The organism is Brevibacillus panacihumi, assembly GCF_003710985.1.
GTDB lineage: Bacteria > Bacillota > Bacilli > Brevibacillales > Brevibacillaceae > Brevibacillus > Brevibacillus panacihumi.
Genome location: NZ_RHHT01000030.1, coordinates 72,929 through 92,771, shown reverse-complemented (window position 1 = coordinate 92,771; position 19,843 = coordinate 72,929). Strand labels below are relative to the sequence as shown.

The 19,843-nt window shown below is 52.0% G+C and carries 18 protein-coding genes; 7 read left to right on the top strand and 11 right to left on the bottom strand.

Annotation, left to right across the window (positions count from 1 at the left end; genetic code table 11):
• Positions 1–56: 56 nt before the first annotated feature.
• From EDM58_RS14920 to EDM58_RS14895, 6 genes are read right to left on the bottom strand one after another with little or no spacing between them, the layout of a single operon-like run.
• Positions 57–854: a cyclase family protein gene (locus EDM58_RS14920; RefSeq protein ID WP_122914047.1), complete on the bottom strand. Its 798-nt coding sequence runs from the start codon at positions 852–854 to the stop codon at positions 57–59.
• A 1-nt stretch (position 855) separates the two neighbouring features.
• Positions 856–1,146: a hypothetical protein gene (locus tag EDM58_RS14915; RefSeq protein ID WP_122914046.1), complete on the bottom strand. Its 291-nt coding sequence runs from the start codon at positions 1,144–1,146 to the stop codon at positions 856–858.
• Positions 1,131–2,150, bottom strand: coding sequence for a thiamine pyrophosphate-dependent enzyme (locus tag EDM58_RS14910; RefSeq protein WP_122914045.1), 1,020 nt, complete (start codon positions 2,148–2,150; stop codon positions 1,131–1,133). Before EDM58_RS14910 ends, EDM58_RS14915 begins: the two co-directional genes overlap by 16 nt.
• Positions 2,150–3,385, bottom strand: coding sequence for a phenylglyoxylate dehydrogenase (locus EDM58_RS14905; RefSeq protein ID WP_122914044.1), 1,236 nt, complete (start codon positions 3,383–3,385; stop codon positions 2,150–2,152). The genes EDM58_RS14910 and EDM58_RS14905 overlap by 1 nt, the downstream gene beginning before the upstream one ends.
• The gene (locus tag EDM58_RS14900; protein WP_023555591.1) at positions 3,385–3,681 is read right to left on the bottom strand and encodes a 4Fe-4S binding protein; all 297 of its coding nucleotides are present in this window, start codon (positions 3,679–3,681) and stop codon (positions 3,385–3,387) included. The genes EDM58_RS14905 and EDM58_RS14900 overlap by 1 nt, the downstream gene beginning before the upstream one ends.
• Before the next feature lie 6 nt (positions 3,682–3,687).
• Complete coding sequence (locus EDM58_RS14895) at positions 3,688–4,263, bottom strand: 2-oxoacid:acceptor oxidoreductase family protein (RefSeq protein WP_122914043.1); 576 nt, start codon at positions 4,261–4,263, stop codon at positions 3,688–3,690.
• A gap of 225 nt (positions 4,264–4,488) precedes the next feature.
• Between EDM58_RS14895 and EDM58_RS14890 the strand changes: the two genes are divergently transcribed.
• Positions 4,489–5,130 carry a Crp/Fnr family transcriptional regulator gene (locus EDM58_RS14890; protein WP_122914042.1) on the top strand — a complete coding sequence of 214 codons (642 nt, stop codon included), beginning with the start codon at positions 4,489–4,491 and terminating at the stop codon, positions 5,128–5,130.
• A 39-nt stretch (positions 5,131–5,169) separates the two neighbouring features.
• Here the strand turns inward: EDM58_RS14890 and EDM58_RS14885 are convergent, their stop codons facing one another.
• The 4 genes from EDM58_RS14885 to EDM58_RS14870 all read right to left on the bottom strand — a co-directional run bounded on the left by EDM58_RS14885 (position 5,170) and on the right by EDM58_RS14870 (position 10,612).
• The gene (locus EDM58_RS14885) at positions 5,170–7,155 is read right to left on the bottom strand and encodes a sodium:solute symporter family protein (RefSeq protein WP_122914041.1); all 1,986 of its coding nucleotides are present in this window, start codon (positions 7,153–7,155) and stop codon (positions 5,170–5,172) included.
• A 16-nt stretch (positions 7,156–7,171) separates the two neighbouring features.
• Positions 7,172–7,936, bottom strand: coding sequence for a cyclase family protein (locus tag EDM58_RS14880; protein WP_122914040.1), 765 nt, complete (start codon positions 7,934–7,936; stop codon positions 7,172–7,174).
• Between the two features lie 11 nt (positions 7,937–7,947).
• On the bottom strand, positions 7,948–8,775 hold the full coding sequence (locus EDM58_RS14875; protein ID WP_342769027.1) for a beta-keto acid cleavage family enzyme: 828 nt from the start codon (positions 8,773–8,775) through the stop codon (positions 7,948–7,950).
• Between the two features lie 163 nt (positions 8,776–8,938).
• Positions 8,939–10,612 carry a sigma-54 interaction domain-containing protein gene (locus tag EDM58_RS14870; protein WP_148039331.1) on the bottom strand — a complete coding sequence of 558 codons (1,674 nt, stop codon included), beginning with the start codon at positions 10,610–10,612 and terminating at the stop codon, positions 8,939–8,941.
• A gap of 201 nt (positions 10,613–10,813) precedes the next feature.
• Here EDM58_RS14870 and EDM58_RS14865 point away from each other — a divergent pair, with 201 nt between their 5' ends.
• The 5 genes from EDM58_RS14865 (at position 10,814) to EDM58_RS14845 (ending at position 17,847) form a co-directional block, all read left to right on the top strand.
• On the top strand, positions 10,814–11,500 hold the full coding sequence (locus EDM58_RS14865; RefSeq protein ID WP_122914037.1) for a hypothetical protein: 687 nt from the start codon (positions 10,814–10,816) through the stop codon (positions 11,498–11,500).
• A gap of 115 nt (positions 11,501–11,615) precedes the next feature.
• A complete protein-coding gene (locus EDM58_RS14860) occupies positions 11,616–13,034 on the top strand; it encodes a sodium:solute symporter family protein (protein WP_122914036.1) in 1,419 nt (472 codons plus the stop codon).
• A gap of 51 nt (positions 13,035–13,085) precedes the next feature.
• Entirely contained in the window at positions 13,086–14,231 is a 1,146-nt protein-coding gene (locus EDM58_RS14855) for a M20 family metallopeptidase (protein WP_342769026.1), read from the top strand.
• A gap of 23 nt (positions 14,232–14,254) precedes the next feature.
• Complete coding sequence (locus EDM58_RS14850) at positions 14,255–16,015, top strand: M28 family peptidase (RefSeq protein ID WP_122914035.1); 1,761 nt, start codon at positions 14,255–14,257, stop codon at positions 16,013–16,015.
• Positions 16,016–16,149: 134 nt separating this feature from the next.
• Positions 16,150–17,847: a sigma 54-interacting transcriptional regulator gene (locus EDM58_RS14845; protein WP_122914034.1), complete on the top strand. Its 1,698-nt coding sequence runs from the start codon at positions 16,150–16,152 to the stop codon at positions 17,845–17,847.
• Between the two features lie 78 nt (positions 17,848–17,925).
• Here the strand turns inward: EDM58_RS14845 and EDM58_RS14840 are convergent, their stop codons facing one another.
• Positions 17,926–19,137: a branched-chain amino acid ABC transporter substrate-binding protein gene (locus tag EDM58_RS14840; RefSeq protein WP_183187519.1), complete on the bottom strand. Its 1,212-nt coding sequence runs from the start codon at positions 19,135–19,137 to the stop codon at positions 17,926–17,928.
• Positions 19,138–19,470: 333 nt separating this feature from the next.
• Between EDM58_RS14840 and EDM58_RS14835 the strand changes: the two genes are divergently transcribed.
• Positions 19,471–19,788 carry a hypothetical protein gene (locus tag EDM58_RS14835; RefSeq protein ID WP_122914032.1) on the top strand — a complete coding sequence of 106 codons (318 nt, stop codon included), beginning with the start codon at positions 19,471–19,473 and terminating at the stop codon, positions 19,786–19,788.
• The last annotated feature ends 55 nt before the right edge of the window (positions 19,789–19,843 follow it).

Genomic DNA, 19,843 nt, shown 5'->3' with positions numbered 1-19,843 from the left:
CATTTTGCTCGCCAAGTATGAAAAGAATGATGTCTGCAAGTCTCACGCTGTCAGCTTTATTTTGCTACCGGCACCAAAGCAATGGGACGAATCGGGCTGCCGCTGCCGTCTGTAATCTTGAGAGGCGTAGCGATGATAATCGCGCCCCTTGGAGGCAGCTTGTCGACATTCGCCAGGGACGCCATGCCGTAGCGGTTGGCCTCATGCATGTAGTAATGGCTTGGGAAAGCAGGCTCGAGGGTTGCCGCGATCCCTGCATCGGTGCCTACTGTCTCCACTCCGACTCCCAAAATCTTTCTCTCGCGCGCCAAAAAGGCAGAGGTCTCTGGCGCAAATCCGGGCGTATGTGGCATGCCGTCTGCTCCGACATTGAAAAACTTCTCGTGATCATCGTTGTATGCTGCCCAGCCTGTATGCAGGATCAGATAGGCATGCTCGGGAATCTGGCCATGCTCCCGCTCGAATTCCAATACATCCTCAACCGTCAACAGGTAGTCAGGGTTCTCCTGGCACTTCTGCTTGACGTCAATGACGCAGGCTTCTCCAATCATATTCTTTATTGGCATCGTATCGACGCCATCCTGTCCTCTGCCGCTGATCCAGTGGCGGGGAGCATCGAAGTGAGTACCTACATGTTCGCCGGTCGTAAAATCGTTCCAATACCAGGCGGGACCGTTGTCATCATAATTGGACAGGCGGTTGTAGCGGAATGTTCCGGTGTTGACAAATGGTTCCGGCAATTGCATCACGGGTGTTTTTTCGTTCAATGGCTGTGCCAGATCAACGACCTCAATGCCACCGCTGATGATGCCAGCAAGCAGATCACCCAACAGATCTTTTGTGGAAGTACTCATGTTATTTGCCTCCCTTTAACCATTTTTCAAAATCAGTCGCACTCATCTCTTTCATTTTTTGCTCGATTTCCAACTGCCGATACCAAGCCGCTTTTCTGCTTTTTCCGTAGTATTCCTGATGAATGACGCTCCCGCTGGCATCTTTGACGTAGAGGGTGGTCTTGCCCAAACGCACCGCATCTCCAGCGCGAAACAGCTTTTCGAAGACCCAGACGAACGGCATCCTCCATGCGTGAGCCGTCGCGTCGATCTCTACCCGATAAGGCAATGGGGCCTTTACGTGATCCTGCATAGATCTTTCAACCTCTTGTAGTTTTGGTCCACCGAGTATTGGAGATGCTTGATCTCTTCACTCGTCAGGTGAGCGTACTTTTGCATGGAGCGCGTGTACTCCTCGATCGGAGTCCGCCTTTTCACTTCATACGTCATCCTGAACTTGCCTTCCACGCATTCCCACAGCGGGTACAGATTGGTTTCAACCGCGAGTTTTCCCACCTCGATGGTCTTCTCGGTCGGGAATTTCCAACCTGTCGGGCATCCCGAATAGAGATGGATGTAAGACATGCCGTTCTTCACCTGCATCGCTTTTTTCAGCTTCTCGATGTAGTCCGGCAAGAACGAGGGATTGGCTGTCGCTACATACGGGATGTTGTGTGCCGCCATGATCATCGGCATGTCTTTTCCCTTCTGCGACTTCCCTTGGCTGCGCTCCCCGACCGGAGTAGTCTGGGTCCAGGACCACTTCGGCGTCGTCCCGCTTCGCTGCACCCCTGTGTTCATGTAGGCTTCGTTGTCATAGCAGATGTAGATGATGTTCTCCCCGCGCTCTGCCGCACCCGAAAGCGATTGGAAGCCAGCGTCTGCGGTGCCGCCGTCACCGGCAAATGCGACTACATGCACATCGCGTCCCTCGCGCTGGTACTGCCTTTTGATGCCTGCGAGCATTGCTGCCGTGTTGTCCAACAGCGGGAAGAATACCGGGATCTTGGTCCCCGATCCGCCTTGGAAGCCGACGACGCCGATCCCGCCCATGCAGCCAGGAGGAATCGCCAGGATGGTGTTGGGCCCCAAAATGCGCAAGGTCGTGCGCAGCGCCAGCTCAGCGTGGCAGCCAAGACAAGCGGAGTTTCCCGGAGAGAGCAAATCTTCATGCTTGGTGACTTCGTGATACGCTTCCTTGATTTTTTTCTCTTCGCGGAAGATGAATCCAAACCGCTTCTTGGTAAAGAAAGAATCGTCCTTTACCAGTGTCGGTTTCGCACCCTTCGGCCGAGTGGAGTAATTGTTGCTCTCCATTACACGATTCCCTCCTTCGTCTCTTGTTCGGAATCTTCGAACAATGACTCGATGTCGACTTCATCCAGCCCAAACCAGGTGACACTTCTGTACTCTCCGCCATTGGCAACATACTGCGTAAGCACAATGGCCTGCTTGATCTGTTCCAGCGTAACATCTGAGCCGCCCAATCCGCCGATAAAATCAATCATCGGTGGCATCGGCTTGCCGCCAAACGCTGTCAGCAGCTCCAGGTAGCTGGTGCCGTATCCTGCTGCAAAGGAGACGTTGCGGTCGATGGTGCCGATCGCCTTGACGCCGGATAGAAGCGTCTTCATCTCTTCCACAGGGAACGGCCGCAGGACGCGGATCCTTACCATCCCTACCTTGATCCCGTGGTCGCGCATTTCATCAATCGCCACGCGCGCCGTACCCGCCGGACTGCCCATGCAGACGATGGCAATCTCCGCATCCTCCATGCGGTACACGTCCACCATGCCGCCGTGGTCGCGACCGAACAGCTGGAACCATTCCTGCCGCACCTCTTCGATCACTTTCTTGGCATTATTCATCGCCGTAACCTGCTTGTGCCGATATTCGGTCAGCATCGGTCCAGCCGTCAGCGGATCGACGGACATGGGATTGGCGGGATCAAGCTTCACATGCGTGATATCGGGTTTTGGCAGGAAACTGTCCACCTTTTCCTGCTCGGGGATATCCACCCGCTCAGCCATATGCGAGAGGGAGAAGCCGTCGTAGCAAACGTTTACAGGAAGCAGCACGCCCTTGTTTTCGGCAATCTTGTAGGCCTGCACGACCGTGTCGAGAACCTCCTGGTTGCTCTCACACCAGATCTGAATCCAGCCTGCCTCCCGTACCGTAACCGCATCCTGCTGACCTCCCCATACCGTTTGCGGCGAGATGACCTCGCGCGTCACCAAGGCCATCACGATCGGCAGACGCATGGTACTGGTGCGGATGTACGGCTCATACATCAAGGCCAAGCCTTGGGAGCTCGTTCCGGTGAATGTGCGCGCACCCGCGAATACGCCGCCCTGCAGCACGCTCAGCGCCGTATGCTCGCTCTCCACTTCGACCAGGTCTGCATCGATTTCGCCTTCTGCCACAAAGGTGGCCAGATACTCGACGAGCGGCGTCTGCGGCGTGATCGGATACGCAGCCAGCAAGGAGACCCGTGCCAGCTTTGCTCCCCAGGCCGCCGCCTTGTTTCCATTTAAAACGTCAATTTTGCCCACTATTCCTCACCTACCTCTTCAAACATCGTGATCGCATTGGCAGGACAAACCTCGGCACAAATGCCGCATCCTTTGCACCAATCAAGATTGGTATCGTAATGCGTGTTCAACTCGACCTTGCAGCCGACGGGACAGTACATGTAACAAGCGGAACAGCGCTTGCAAAGATCCGGATCTGTAACCGGCCGCTGATACCGCCAAAGACCGGTGTTGACCACGTACAGACCTTTCCCGACGGAAGCCACGTTATCGCCAGTGAGTTGATACAACTTGTCAGGCACTTTTGTATCGCTCATCTCTTCTCACTCCGCCTTCCGTATCTGACCGCTCCGGGTAACAACCTGCACTTCGTTATATCCACGGGCGACGGCCACCAGGTTTTTTTCTACGATTTTCTTGGGAAAATAGTTCTCTATGCATTCGGATAAGGACTGCAGGGACACCAGCTTGGTCGCCTGTGAAAACGCTCCCAACAAAATGGTGTTGGTAATCGGGGCATTGAATACGTCCAATGCGATGCGGTTGGCATCAACGATCGCCAAGGTTTCTACCTGCTCGGGAATATCCTCCAAGGTCATCTTCTTGCGGGTGTTCAGAATCGCAAATCCATTCGCTTGTATGCCGTTAAAAACGGGAAGCTGTGCGATCAGCGAGGAATCAAGAACGATGATTCCATCCGGCTCATATACCTGCGTCCTTTCCCGGATCGGCTTGCTGTCCAATTTGACAAACGCTTCAAGCGGTGCGCCGCGGCGTTCAAAACCGTATGCCGGAATAGACTGCCCGTAGTTGCCCTCATGGACAAGGGCATGGCATAACAGCTCAGATGCCATAACAGCGCCTTGCCCGCCGCGACCGTGAAATCGAATTTGTTTCATCTTCTTCACCTCCTTCTCATGGTTGCTTTCCTTCTCCTATAATAGATTATTTGAAAAATTCAGTATGCTAAGCATTTTACACTTTGCCAAGAAAGCTGAACATTCGACATCCCCGAAAAAATGGCCGGACGCGAACTCTTCTTTACAATAACACCCGTTCCTTTTATGATTTGATTACATATGAGAACGGACGGACAATTCTGATAACAGAAAAGGGGGATCGCGATGTCCAAGCACAAATATGCCTGGAAGCCTTACCTGGCGAGAGGATTGAAAAAGACCTATCCGCCAAAAACCATCTTGTTTCATCAGGGCGAGATCGGGAACGGCTTTTACTACCTGGAAGATGGCGAGGTAAAGATTCAATTAACCTCTTTCAAAGGGGATGAACGAATCATTGACATCGTGACTCCCGGTGAGCTTTTTGGAGAAGCAGGCATAAAAAAAGAGCCGTACTTTTCCACGGCTTATGTGATGAAGCCATCCACCCTCTTTTATTTTTCCAATGAGGTATTTCAACAGATCTGCAAGGAACATCCATCCGCCATCGATATTTTTCTGCAATCCCTGATCCGCAAAGAACGCCTGCTGGCCGAAATTGTAGCGCAAGAGAATCGTTCGTTCGAGCAAAAGCTCGCCTTTTTCCTGCTCAAGCTCTACAACAAAAACAAGGATACGAACATCGCCATCAACCAGATTTCATTGTCCAACTACATCGGCACATCGCGCATTACGGTGTACAAGATCCTGCAGCAATGGGAGAAAAAAGAGATCGTCACCGTGTCCAACCGGTCTATTCAAATCAATGATCTGAATCGGCTGCGCGCCATATTGAATGATGATATTGTGATTCCTTCGGTGGATTGAAGGGAGGGGCCCTGTGTTCGACAGGGCCCCTCCTTTATGCTACGCTCCTTTTTCTTGAAGCAGGGCGGCATGTGCCTGCAGCAATCGCCGCCCACTTGAAGTAATTTCCATTTTCCGCCGCCACAAGCCCCCCTCGTTCACGTAGCCCTGCCTGATCAGCTTGGCGACAATCACGGATATTTTGAGGGAATCCAGCTCCTGCTTCTGGATGTACTCATGGAGCTGTTGGCTGCCAGCCCCTACCTTTTGCAGAATGACGAGATCTTCCTTGCTGACCATGCCCCTCTCCGAGCGAATCACCAGGAGCCCCTCATCCACCAGCTTTTTCGCTTCCTCTCCCAAACGGAATGTGTAAAAACCGGGTCCGACATAGCTTTCACGGAAGACAAGCCGCTTTTGATCCAGCGTTTCGATGAGGCGGTTGCTGACCGTCGAGTCTTTTCCGAGCATGTCGGTGATCTCGGCCATCGTGTTGTAGCCGGAATGGATCAGACTCAGCACCTCTTGTTCCTCCTTTGTGACAGATGGAACGCTAGAGTCAGGCGAGCCGTCCAATCTCCAATCCTTCTGCCCGTAGTACTGGGGCTTGGTCATCAGGCTGACCGCGATGGTGCAGACCAGCGTGACAACCAGTCCCACGACGCCGACATGCGTATACGTCCCAATGACAAATACTTGCAGCAGTTCGAGCAGCGTAAAGAGTGCCGTCACCCCAATGCCTGCAATCGCCCCGATAAAGGCTCCCTGCTTGGTGGTTCTCCTCCACCAGATGCCCAGCAGCACCAGGACGGACGGCGGTCCCAGCCATGCGGTTGCAAATGCGAACAGATACAAGGGACCGCCCGGATAGAAGCACAGAACCCAGACCAGCAGTCCCAAAAGAATCGTAATCACCTTGGAAGGCGTGGTCAATTCCCGTGGCGTCGCCTCCGGTTTGACATAGCGTTGATACAGATCGCGCACCGCCGTACTGGACGCCCCGATCAGTGCGGTCGTCGACGTGGAGATCGAGGCAGCGAGGGCTCCGATCAACGCGAAAGCCGTAATGCCGACTGGCAGCGCTTTCAAAACAACCCCGAATGCAGCCATCGGGGAGACAGTCCCTTTTGGTTCAAAGGTGTCCGGGTAAGCAGCGCCGGCGTACAGCCCTGTTAAGACCAGAATGAGATACGGAACCAAGGCGAGCAGGACAGCGGCGTAGATGAAGGATTGCTTCGCCACCTTTTCGCTTCGGGTCGAGGAGACGCGCAGCCAGTAGTAATTGTTGCCCCAGACCAGAAAGCAGCCGAACAGGATGATAAACGTAAGCAAGCTGGGGTACTGCAGCGAAAAGATCGGTAGCTGGCCGCCGGTGATGCCATGTGTCCAGTAACCGGACGGTCCCGACCACTGGGTGTTGAGGAAGTCAAATCCGCCGAATTGGGACAGGATGGCAATAAACATGAGCGGGAGTGCAATCAGACCGATGCACATCTGGACGAAATCCGTAAGCGTAATCGCCCAAAAGCCGCCCACATAAGTAAACAGCAAAAACAATAGAAAAATGGCAGAAAGCGTCCAGACAAGAGACCATCCTGTAAAGCCATTGACGACGATAGCCATGGATACAACGTTGTTCGCCATGATCCCGATCAAACCCAGGATCGAGGCAATCGTAACCAGCACGCGGACGCGGGAATCGAAGCGCATCGCCAGCCACTCCGGCAAGGTCTGCGCCCCGCAGCGGCGAATGTATGGAGCCAGAAAAATCCCGTACAACGCCAATCCGCCGAACAAGTACGCGATCCCGAAGCCGAATGATCCCCAAAATCCGCTGGTAATGGCGAGCCCCGGCCCCAGCGTGATGATCGTGCCGGCAAAGCCGATGGCCGCCACCCCGAACACGTTGATCAGCAGCCCGACTTCCCTGCCCCCCAGCAAGTAATCATTGGCGCTGTTGACCCATTTGCGCGTGATCCACCCTCCGTAAAAGAGAACGATGAAAAAGACCGCCAGATAGAGAAAAAAGACGACGTTGAAGCTCATGATTTCCCCTCCCCGCTTATTCCAAAATGGCTACAGGTCTTGCCCAACCAGCACTGGCTCCTTCGATATTGACGGGAAACACGGCGATTTTGAAGCCAAACGGCCTCGGCAGGCGATCCAGATTTGCCAGCTTCTCAATCTGGCAGTACTCCTTTTCCCTGCCGAGAAAATGAGCGGCCCACAGCACGCCGTCCCGCGGATTTTCCCTGTAGGATTGCGCCTGCAGATAAAACGGGATGTCCCAGCCCCACCCGTCTGTTCCCATCACTTTGATGCCTTGGTCGATCAGCCAGCTGGTCGCCTCGGCCGAAACGCCCGCATGCATGTTGAAATATCCGTCCTCGTAGATGTAGCGATCAGCCCCCGTACGAATCAGGACGATATCGTAGGGCTTTAGCACATAGCCGATTTCCTCCAGCTTTTGCTGCAGATCCGCCGCCATCAGCTCATAACCGGCTCCTTTGTCATGAAAATCGAGCAATACCCCGTCCCCGTAAAACCATTCGAGCGGCAATTGGTCGATCGTGCGCGCAGGTTTGCCCTCGGATGTCGGCCAGTAGTGCCAGGGAGCATCTACATGTGTCCCTGTATGGGTGCTCAGCGCCACATTCTCCGCAGCCCAAGCCTTCTTTTCCGGAAAGTCATCTGGAGTCAGTCCAAACAGACCAGCCGCCTGCACCGCTCCCTGCTCATGCTGCAGGTACTCGATTTTGGCTGGCAGCGGCTCCTTTACCTTTTCGCTGATCGGCACGCTTAAGTCAATGATCTGAAAGTTTCTCATATCGTCCCTCCTCATTCTTTGCGCAGTCCCAATATGGACCTGGCTTCCTCTACACCGGCAATCTCACGACCCAGCTCATGCGATAGTCTGACAATTCTGTCAACAAATTCGGCATTTGATTTTGCCAGCTCGCCCGGCTTGTAATAGACATTGTCCTCCATGCCGACACGCACATGGCCTCCCATGAGAATCCCGACCGTGTTCATCGCAAGCTGGTTCCTGCCGATCCCGATGGTCGACCAGGTAGAGCCTGCCGGAATCGTCTCGATCAGATGCAGCAGATTTTTCACCGTAGCGGGCATGCCTCCCGGAACTCCCAGGACAAATTGAAAGTGAAACGGCGGCTTGATCAGTCCCTTTTTCGCCAGCATCAACGCGTTGTTGATCATCCCGGTCTCGAAGATTTCGATCTCCGGCTTGACCTGATACTGGTTCATCTTCTCAGCCAGCCGCTCCAGAAAATCGGGCGGATTGAGAAAAACTCCCGGACCGAAGTTCATCGAACCGGCATCCAGCGAAGCGAATTCAGGGGTTAATTCACAGATCTTCAAGCGCTCTTCTTCCTGCAGATTCAAGCCTCCAGAAGAAGTCAGGTTGATCAGGATGTCGCATTTTTCTTTGATGCGCTCCACGGTTTCCCGGAAGGTCTCAAAATCCATCGAAGGATTGCCGTCCCGATCCCGCACATGGATGTGGGCAATCGAAGCCCCGGCTTTCCAGGACGCATACACTTCCTCCGCGATTTCCTTGGGGGTGATTGGCAGGTACGGCGTATCCCTGCGCGTCGTGACTGCTCCTGTCGGCGCCACCGTGATGATCAATTTTTCCAAAACCCTCACTCCTTTTGCATGATCCATTCACCGATTACACATTACACATTTCGTGCCAATCGAAGGAACTGGCTTGTGGAGTCGGTTGATCGGACAGTTACATCATACAGCAGAGGATTTTGTACGAAAAACGTACAGTGATGGTGTGCGAAATTCGGACAATGTACGAAATCTATACAGTCAGACCGTAGCGTTTCATCTTTTGATACAGCGTGCTTCTGGAGATTCCCAGCATTTTGGCTGCCGTGCTTTTATTGCCGTCTGCCTCCAGCAGCACCGACCTGATCTGATTCTTTTCCGTCTCATCCAGACTGTGGACAGGCTCATGCAGGCGGGTTGGGACGGGAGCTTCCCTGGCAAACAGATTGTCTGGAAACAAGTCCGGCCCGAGCGTGTCCCCTTTGGCGAAAACGCAGGCGCGGGCAATCATGTTTTCCAGCTCCCGAATATTGCCCGGCCACCAATAGCGCTGCAAGCCGTCTTGTACGGCCGGGGAAAGCGCAAGCGCGGCTGGAGCAGGCTTGCTTGTCTCAAATTTGCGCATAAAATGATTCGCCAGCATCAGGATGTCCTCCACCCTCTCGCGCAGTGGCGGAATCTTCAGATTGACCACATTCAAACGATAGTAGAGGTCGAGGCGGAAGTTGCGCTTGGCCACTTCTTCCTCCAGATTCCGGTTGGTCGCCGCGATAATTCTCACGTCAATCGGGATCGGCTCGTATCCGCCTACCCGCACGACATATCGGCTTTGCAGCACGCGCAGCAGCTTGGCCTGTATCTCCAGCGGCATTTCGCCGATCTCGTCGAGAAAAACAGTCCCGCCATTCGCCAGCTCAAACTTGCCGGGCCTTCCCCCTTTCCGCGCTCCGGTGAAAGCCCCGTCTACATAGCCGAACAATTCGCTTTCCACCAGCTCACGGGGGATGGAGGAGCAGTCGATCACGACGAACGGCCCGTTTGCCCGCCTGCTGTCATTGTGAATGGCGTGGGCAAACAGTTCTTTTCCTGTCCCGCTCTCCCCCTCGATCAGGATATTGGTATCCTCGCGGGCTGCCCATCTCGATTGCCGGATCAGCTCTTGTACATTAGCGGAATGAGTGATGATATCGTCAAAGGTGAAAAAGGCTTTGGCTCCCACCATGCTGGTGACGAGGTTGCGAATCGCTTTGATCTCGCGAAAGGTATCGATTACGCCGATGATTTTGCCCAGCTCATCGAAGACGGGAATTGCCGATTTCATCAGATGCAGCTTCCCCTTTTTGGGCATGGTGATAAAAAACTCTTTATTCACCCACCCCTTCCCTGTTTCCAGGACAGACAACACCTCCGGTTGGAAGTCGACGATGTCGCACAAATGCTTGCCAATCGTATCGCCCAGCGCAATCCCGAGAATGTCGGCACCTTGCTTGTTCACGTAGACGATTTCCCCGCTGCGGTTGATCGCCATGAAGCCCTCCGAGATCGTCTCGACGATCTGCTTCTGGTAGTGATTATGGAGCATCATTTCAGCCGCCAGCTTTTTTTCCTTCCATTGCGTGCTGATCAAGACCGAGACCAGATGCCAATGGCGGAAATCGATGCTCGCTTCTCCCCCCGTGTGAATGACCAGCCAAAAGCGCTCGCCGTCCAGTTCCATCTGTTCCGCGTACATGCACGGTGCTGCAGCGCTGTCCCGCCCGGAAATCGCCTGTTCAATCTCCTCCAGTCGCTCCTTGATGTCCTGCTGCAGCAAATCATGGCGCACTTTCCACGCCGCGAGAGACAGTTCTTCTGTATACAAACAAACATAGGGAAACGGAAAATCAGGCAATTCTTCGAAAAAATGGCGAAGTGCTGAATGAACCATCGGGATCACTCTCCCCTCCTTTAAACCAGAATGTTCACTCTATTCCTTTCCCTTGTCTGGCAATCCTTCCTTCCCCCTTTGAACTTGAACAAAAGAGCTTGCTCACACTTTGAATCAGAAAAATTTAAAAATAGGTTGAAATAGGTTGTTTTGTGTTGTAGTATTTTTTTAAAAATTTCAAACAAGAATTGGGGGGAAAGTATGAAACGCTTTGTTATGGCTCTTGCTGCGGTATTTGCACTCACACTGCCTCTATCCGCAGTACGTGCAGAAGAAGGAAAGGCAATGCTTGGAAAAGCGGATGTATCGATCGAAGTGAAGGACGGGGTTTATTTTGTAACGGAACAGATTCAATTGCTGCATTCGAATCACGCCCCGGACGGAAAATTGGAGCACACCATTTCCAAGCTCAATGGCGTTTCTGCCGAGAATTTGCACATTTCAACAGGCAACGAAGATTTGACGTTCGAGGAGCAAGACGGAGACGCCCTGCAAAAAGTATTTGTGCAGATGCCTGAAGCAGGTTCTGATACTTTTGACTATTCCATCTCCTACCAGGTCGCGCTTCCTGACGGCGAGTATAAACTGCCTTTATTCGTGCCTATGTATGCGGCGGAGAAGGGCGAGAATCTTGTCCATATTTCTTTCCAAGCTCCAGAAGGCATGATTGTCCAACCAAATTCGTTTCCCATCGTCATTGAAAACAATCAGAATCGCGTGGAGAGTCATATGATCAATCTCCCCTCGCACGTAAGCTATTTATTTGGCGAAACAGCGCCATTTTTCAACTCTCATACGCTCATTTCAGCGGCAACACTCGTCATTCTGTTTTTGATTCTGTTTGTATGGGCAAGAGTAGAACGTCGCAATGCCCGAAGGGGGGCGTAAGCATGGGGTTCAGTTTTTGGGGAATCGTTGCCTTTTTTGTGATCTTTATCGCTTGCTATTTTATTTGGGCCGTAAAAAAAGAGGATTGAGAATAAGAGAATAGGAGGGAAGCGCAATGTTTGAGGTCAGTCCAGTTTTTTATTATGTCATTGCCGGTTATTTCTTGATGACCCTCGTCATCGGATATATCGCCGGAAGAGGGAATAAAACGAGTGAAGATCACCTTGTTGCCGGCCGTTCCATCGGTCCCGTCATCGGGGGAGCAGCCCTGGCCGCCACTCAGCTCAGTGCCGGTACGTTCGTCGGGACGGTCGGCGTGCTCTATTTGACCGGGGCAAGCTACATGTGGTATTGGCCGGGAATGTTTGCCGGATGGCTGGTGTCTGCGATCTGGGTGGCGCCGAAGTTCCAGCAGTTTAAAGGCGTAACCGTACCGGATTACATCGAAAAACGATACAACAGCAAGGTAGCAAAAGTCATTGCCGCTGCCTTGATTGTGGTGGCGTATACCGTCTATCTGGTCGCGCAATACGTGGCCGGCGGCATTTTGATGGAGACGATCTTTGGTCTTCCGAAAATCTGGGGCGCGATTATTACCATCGGAATCACGATGCTTTACACAATGAAAGGCGGAATGAAGGCAACCACGTACAGCGACTTCATTCAAGCCATCATTATGGCCGGGTGCTTTTTTGCGGCCGTGCCGATTCTCTATTCCCAAGCAGGAGGATTTGATTATGTAGGCCGCTTCATCACCGAACTGCAGCCGACTTTGACCGGGTGGCACTGGCAGTTCAAGGACATCCTCGGGTTTGCGCTTGCTTTCGGTCTGTCCGTCGCGATTGCTCCTTATGAGTTGGCCCGCATGTACACCATGAAAAGCCAGCGGACCGTCCGTTTGGCCATCGGCTTCTCCTTTATTTTTCAGGCTGTCATCGCAATCGCCATCTGTCTCGTCGGTTTCGCCATGCGCTCGCTTTATCCGATCATGAACAATGCAGATGCCGCCTCATCGATTATGGCTGTGAATGTGCTTCCGCCCTTCGTCGGAGCATTGATCGTTGTTGCGATTCTCGCCGCGATTATGAGTACGGTATCGGGTGTCATGATTGTTTCGGCGTCCGCCATCTCACACGACATCTTTGGGATCTTGAAACCGAATGCGACCGATAAACAGAAAATGACGATTAATAAAATCGCCACCGTAGTTCTGTCCATCATTCCTTTGATTTTTGCGATCAAACCGTTTGATATGGTGCAATTTATCGTCATCGTGCAATCCTCCATGGTCGCCAGCTTCTTCTTTGCCACCGTCGTCATTGGTTTGAACTGGAAAAGAGCAACAGGCACGGCGGCGCTCATCTCCATGCTGGGCGGCGTGGCGACAGTGCTGATCTGGTATCTCATGCAAAAGCCGTTTGGTTTGAACGAAGTCATCCCGGGCGTCCTGGTGTCTACCGTTCTTCTCATTGTTTGCAGCTACTTCACCAAGCCAGTGCCGGAAGAATCGCTGAAGCCGTTTTTCGGGAAGTAAGAAGAGCGGGTACATCCCTCTCTCCCCTCCTCCTATTAATAGAAGAAGCAGGTGCTTATATTGGATAATCTGGTAACCTTTTTACAGGAAAAAGAATCGGAAATGCTGGAGGTGTTGAAGCAGTTAGTGGAGATCGAATCTCCTTCCCGAAACAAAGCAATGGTCGACGTATTGGGCAGAAAAATCGCTGAGCTTTTGGCCACTTATGTGGGAGGTCAGGCAACGTTTATCGAAAATAAAGAATACGGCGATCATCTTCGCTTCGAATGGGGCAAAGGTGAGGAGCAAATTCTTCTCTTGACCCATATGGATACGGTCTGGCCCAAAGGGATCCTGGAAACCATGCCGTTTCGCGTAGAAGGCGACAAAGCGTACGGCCCCGGCACTTTTGACATGAAGGGCGGGATCGTCCAAGGCATGTTCGCTCTTCACGCACTGTCCCAGTTGGAAGTTCCCCTTACCAAAAAGGTGGTCCTGCTCGTCACCTCGGATGAGGAAATCGGCAGCGGCAGTTCACGAGTCTACATCGAGCAAGAAGCGAAGAAAAGCAAATACGTACTCGTGCTGGAGTCTTCTGCTCCGCAGGGAGCTTTGAAAACCTCACGCAAAGGGGTCGGCTTGTTCCGCGTGAAGGTGAAAGGCGTCGCTTCTCACGCAGGCATTGAGCCTGAAAAAGGTGTCAGCGCCATCGGCGAGTTGGGACAGCAAATTGGCTATTTGCATCAGTTAACCGATTTTGCAAAAGGAACAACGGTCAATGTCGGCGTCATCAAAGGCGGTTCGTCCTCCAATGTCGTAGCAGCCGAGGCGGAAGCAGAAGTCGACCTGCGCGTGATTTCGCAAAGCGAAGCGGACCGTGTGGTGCCTATGATCATGAATCTGCAGCCTTTCCTTGAAGGGGCTTCCATCGAAGTGACCGGCGGGCTAAATCGTCCTCCATTCGAACGAACGCCACAGGTCGAACAGATGTTTGTGCTGGCAAAAAAGCTGGCCGAGACCCATCTCCAGATCGATTTGCAGGAAATGCTGAGCGGCGGAGGAAGCGACGGAAATTTTGCCGCACCCTACGCTCCCACCCTCGATGGCATGGGGCCGGTCGGCGATGGAGCGCACGCCCGTCATGAACATCTCATCATCTCCCAAATGCCGGTTCGCAGTGCTTTGCTGGCGTTGTTGATCAAAGAGTTGGGCATGTAACCATAAAGTAAGGAGAGGAATTTATGAACGAAGCGAGAAAACAGCTGCTCGAAGAAGTCAATGCCGAAAGCCTGATGGAATTTACCAAAAACATTTCTCGAGAAGTTCGTTCATCCGGTTCCGAAGAAGAACTGCGTGCCTTTGAATACGCAAAGGAAAAATTGGATGAATTCGGTTTTGAGACGAACCTGCAATTTTGCGATGCCTACATCAGCCTGCCCGTTCGCGCTTCTCTGACGATCGACGGCCGTTCTTTTGCCTGCATTACGCATGCGATGGGACTCTCCACTGGCGAGCGCGCAGCAGAAGGCCAGCTTGTCTACCTCGGAAAAGGGACCGCAGAAGATTACCGCAGCACGGATGTCGCCGGAAAAGTCGTTTTGCTGGATGGCATCGCGACTGGCCCACTCGTCGATCGGGCGCAGGCAGCGGGAGCGGTCGCAGCGATTTGCATCAACGGCGCTTACACGAACGAAATGATTGTCTCCTCCGTCTGGGGAAGTCCAACCACCGAGACAATCTCGTCCCTGCCGCAGCTGGTCGTCGTGTCTTGCAATTACGAAGATGGCAACAAAATCAAGGATTTGCTGCGTCAGGCTGAGGGCAAACAAGCTGTGCATGCAGCCGTTCAGACTGAGGTAGACACCGGCTGGCGGAAAATCCCGATCTTGACCGGCGAGTTGAAGGGAAGCGTCGAGCCGGACAAATTCGTACTGTTCAGCGGTCATATCGATTCCTGGCACTACGGCGCGATGGACAACGGAACAGCCAACGCCACGATGCTGGAAGTGGCCCGGATCTTGTCCAAACGGAAAAGCGAGCTGCGAAGAACCCTGCGCCTTGCCTTCTGGTCCGGCCATTCTCATGGACGCTATGCAGCTTCCACTTGGTACTGCGACCATCATTGGGAAGAACTGCACGATCACGGCGTGCTGCATGTAAACATCGATTCTGTCGGTGCCAAAGGTGCCGTCATTTTGACAGAGAACAACTGCATGGCAGAAACCAAAGCTCTGGTCCAGGAGGCCGTGTATGAGGTCGCTGGCCAGCACTTTGAAGGCTCCCGCTTTAGCCGTGCCGGCGATCAATCGTTCTGGGGCACAGGAATGCCGTCGCTATTGATGGGCTTGTCGGAGCAGCCCCCGAACGATGCTCCGGAGGCACAAGCATTTGCCCAATTGTTCGGCGGCGGGAAAACAGGCGGATATGGTTGGTGGTGGCATACGACAGAAGATACGCTCGACAAAATCGATCCGCAAAATCTGGTCAGAGACTGCAAGGTATATGCGGATATCGTCTACCAGGCTTGCACCTTGCCAATCTTGCCGATCAACCAGTTGAACGCAGTCCATGAAATTCGGGAAGCGCTCGTCCGTTATCAAGAGATGGCTAACGAGGCATTGGATTTCTCCCCTCTCGTAGAGCGGGCAGATACGCTTCGCGAAAAGCTGGAGCAACTATACCGGCATGCGCAGCGCGACTCATTGTCGCCCAACGAAATCACCGCCATCAACGACGGGATCCTGAAGCTTTCCCGCATTCTTGTCCCGCTCAACTATGTGAGGGGCGACCTGTTTCATCACGATCCTGCGGTAAAGCCTGTCGTGATCCCTCTCCTGGAAAAAGTGGAGAAGCTCGTCGGCGTAGAGCTGCACACGCCTGACTATTACCTGTTGACAACGGAACTGACGAGAAATCGAAACAAAGTACATTTCGCCCTGCGGCAGGCAATCGAAGAAACAAGCCGTGCGTTGTCGCTTTTGGCATGCGAAACCCAAGAATAGAATAGATATGTCCCATGAAGAGGCTATTGGACCATCGATAGCCTCTTCATTTTACTATTTTGCTAGAAGATGGAGCTTTTATCTTTGATCATATAAAATAAGGAGAATAAGTATGGCAGGCAGGAAGTGATGTCATGGATAAACGGCTGATTATCATCGGCATTCAAGAAGAAAATCTCGTGTTCATTACGGAACAAATCAAGCATATCATCGGCGAGTTCATCAAAATCAAATCGATTACCATCAAAGATTTGCATTACGGTACGATCGGTCCACATGACGTCGTTTTACTGTCGGGAGACGTGCTAAGGGAGCTCGTACAGCCGTTTCTCTCCCCCAGTTGCACGTGCATGATCGCAAAGCGGGAAGTGAACGTAGTCAATCTGGAAGAAATGATGAAACTGCCAGCCGGCCAGCATATATTGGTTGTCAACGATCACTCTACCGATACAATTGAAACGGTATTCTCGCTGGAGCAGATCTTGGGTGAACATACATACTATCCGTATGTTCCGAATCAACCATTGCCAGAAATCATTGATTATGTCGTCACTCCGGGAGAAAAGCATCTCGTTCCCAAAGCATTCCGGACCATCATTGATATCGGCCCGCGCGTCATCTCCTTTGAGACATTGGAGGACATTCTGCATCACTTCGACCTTGACGTGAGCCATTCCGTGTTGATGAACAAATATATCAAGGCGCTGGTTTTGGTCTCCAAAAAATCCGCCAAATCAACGCCCGTTCCTTTTGAAGACCAAAACCAGGATCGTACCTTTGCCCATTTCGTAACGAACAGTCCCATCATGAAAGAAACGGTCGATATCGCCAGAAAAATAGCCAGCACCTTGCTTCCTATCCACATCGAGGGCGAAACCGGGGTCGGCAAAAAATTGATGGCCGAAGCGATTCACAATGAATCCCCATTCCAAAACGGTCTTTTTTTTACGTACAACTGTGCAGGCAAGGTGGAGGAATTGCTCGCGGTGGAGCTGTTTGGAAAGGACGAAGAAGGCAAAAGCATGCAAGGAATCGTGGAAGCCGCAAACGGCGGGACGTTGTTTCTCAAAAATCTGGAGTACCTCTCCTATGATCTGCAAGGAAAGCTGCTGCAGGTGCTGGAAGCGAAAGAAATCCAGCGAGTGAACGGAGAAGCGACGATACCGGTCCACCTTCGCCTGATTACCTCCACTTCCCTGAGATTGTCCGAATTATTGGAGGCTGGAAAGATCCGTACGGAGTTGTACTCGTATATCTCGCCGTACATGATCCGCATGCCGACTTTGCAGGAAAGAACGGCCGATCTGGAAGCTTTGATCGAAATGTTTAAAATGCAATTTCAAAAAAAGGAGCTCACCTTCTCCCCGGAAGTGATGGAGGTCTTTTACAAGTACAGCTGGCCAGGAAATGTAAGGGAATTATTTAATGTCGTCTCTTACTGTGCCTGTACACAGGCATCTTTGATCGAATTGAAGTCTCTTCCACTATACTTTCGGGGACATGATGCGCTTGAGCAGCAACAGGATCGCGATCTTGACGAGAAAACAATCATTGCAACTATCGAGGGGCATGGATTTCTGAATGAAAGCATCGGAATCCTTGAGATTTTTAAAGCCGGCAAAGAACAGCATGTCGCTTACGGGAGAACCAAGCTGATCAAGCTGCTGTCGGCCAAGGGGATACACTTGACAGATCAACAGCTCAGATTGCGGCTTGATATACTGAAGCAACTGAATTTGCTGAATGTGAGACAAGGTAGAGCGGGCACCACGATCTCGGTCAAAGGAGAACAATTCCTGCACAAGGTCTTGTCCTCCGCTGAGAAGTCTTGACGGCCAGAAGAAGCTTTTGCTTACCAGCACAAAAAACCGATGCTCTCGATGGCATCGGTTTTTTGGTATTTGCTGCGGTTATTCCGCTTTTCCGATAAAGGACGTGCCTTCTTTTTCAAACTTGTATACAAAGACGTCTGCGTATTTATTATCCCCTTTTTCATCAAAGGTGACTTTTACGAATTTGCCCTGGTACTCTTTTGTATTGTGGACTTGTTCCAAAATCTGCTCACGAGTTGGCTTTTTCCCGCCGTTTGCCTGGGTGGCAGCCACGATTCCGTTGAGGATCACATTGGCGGATTCAAATGCGTAGTCGGAATAGGTTCCCGGCTTTTTGCCCATCACCTTTTCATACTCCTCCGCCCACTTGCGGCCTTCCTCTGTCTGTTTGGCGTCTCCTGCCAAGGCAGTCAGATAGACCCCTACCGCGGCATCGCCGGCAATTTTCAGCAGGTCAGGAGAGTCGATGCCATCCCCGCCCATGAATTTGCCCTGGTAGCCTTTTTCCTTCGCCTGCTTGATGATAATGCCCGCTTCCGGATAAATGCCGCCGAAATAGATCAAGTCAGGGTTGCTGGCTACAGCGGTATTGACGACGAAGTTGTAATCCTTCTCTCCCTGGTTTACCCCTTCATAGCCCAACACCTTCACGCCGTCCTTCTCAAACTGCGCCTTTACCTGATCAACCAGCCCTTGGCCGTAGGCGGTCTTGTCGTGGATCAGGAAAACAGATGTCACGCCGAGCTCCTCTTTCGCGTATTTGGCCCCTTTTGGTCCTTGGGCATCATCCCGCGCACAGATTCGGTGAACCGTCTTTTTTCCCTCTTCCGTCAGGGTGACACCGCTGTTTGCCGGTGAAACCATCACCAGGCTGCCGGATTCATACTTTACCGAGGAGGGGATCGCAACGCCTGTGTTGAAATGACCGACTACGCCCAATACTTCCGGGTTGGCCACGAGCATTTCCGCGTTGGAAACGCCCATCTTCGGGTCGGCCTGGTCATCCTGAGGGAATAACTGCAGGTCAAAGCCAAGCTTCTTGAACTCTTCTTTTCGCAGTTCGATCGCAAAGCCAGCCCCCGTCTTGATCGCATCCCCAATCGCGGATTGAGAACCGGAAAGCGGGCTTTGGGTGGCGATCAAAATCTTTTCCCCACCGCCAGAAGAGGCTCCCGTGCCGCCTTCCGAAGCTTGTTGGGCTGGAGCCGAGCCTTGCGAGTTACAGCCTGCCAGTGCCATAGTCGCCAGCAAGAACGAGGCAAGAACGATATTCAACTTCTTACGCCTCACGTTAATCCCCCCTGAGTGCATCTATTTTTCTATCATATCTGTAAATATATGAAAAAAAGAAACATTCTGAATCTTACATATTGTCAACAAAAATAGGGATTAAATCTTACATTCTATCTATTTTCAAGTTCATCTTTTCGTGCATGATCTTCTTATATTCAACCTATATGTTCACAGCAGTCATTTATGCCTATTCGCAGTGAGAAGAATCTGGCTCGAAAGTCCACGCTGACCATTCTAGCATGCACAAATTAGTCATAGTTAGTCATGATAAACAGGAGGATGAAGTGCTAAAATGAAGCAACGATTCTTTTTGGGGCTGGAGTTGATCAAATGAAACGAATCATCCTTCTTGTTCTATGTTTGGGAATCATACTCGTGGGCGCATTTACGATCGAGGTAGAGACTGCTCCCCCGGCAAGCACCCGAATGATTTTGGAAAATACGCACCAAACGTATATTTCGCCTCCCTGTTATGAACAGGCGCAAAAGACGAACAACCTGTCGGAAGCTGATCTCAAAAAAGCGCAAGACTTGAACTATCAGCCGGAATCAGGTTGTACCAAAGACTCTCTTGAACCTATCAAACAGCCGATCGCCTATGCCATCGCGGAGAAAATGGGTTTGAAGAAAAGCAAGTGGGAATGGTAGACACCAGAGCAAACAAAAATCTCCCCTCCAGTCTTCTTCGACTGTTCGGGGAGAT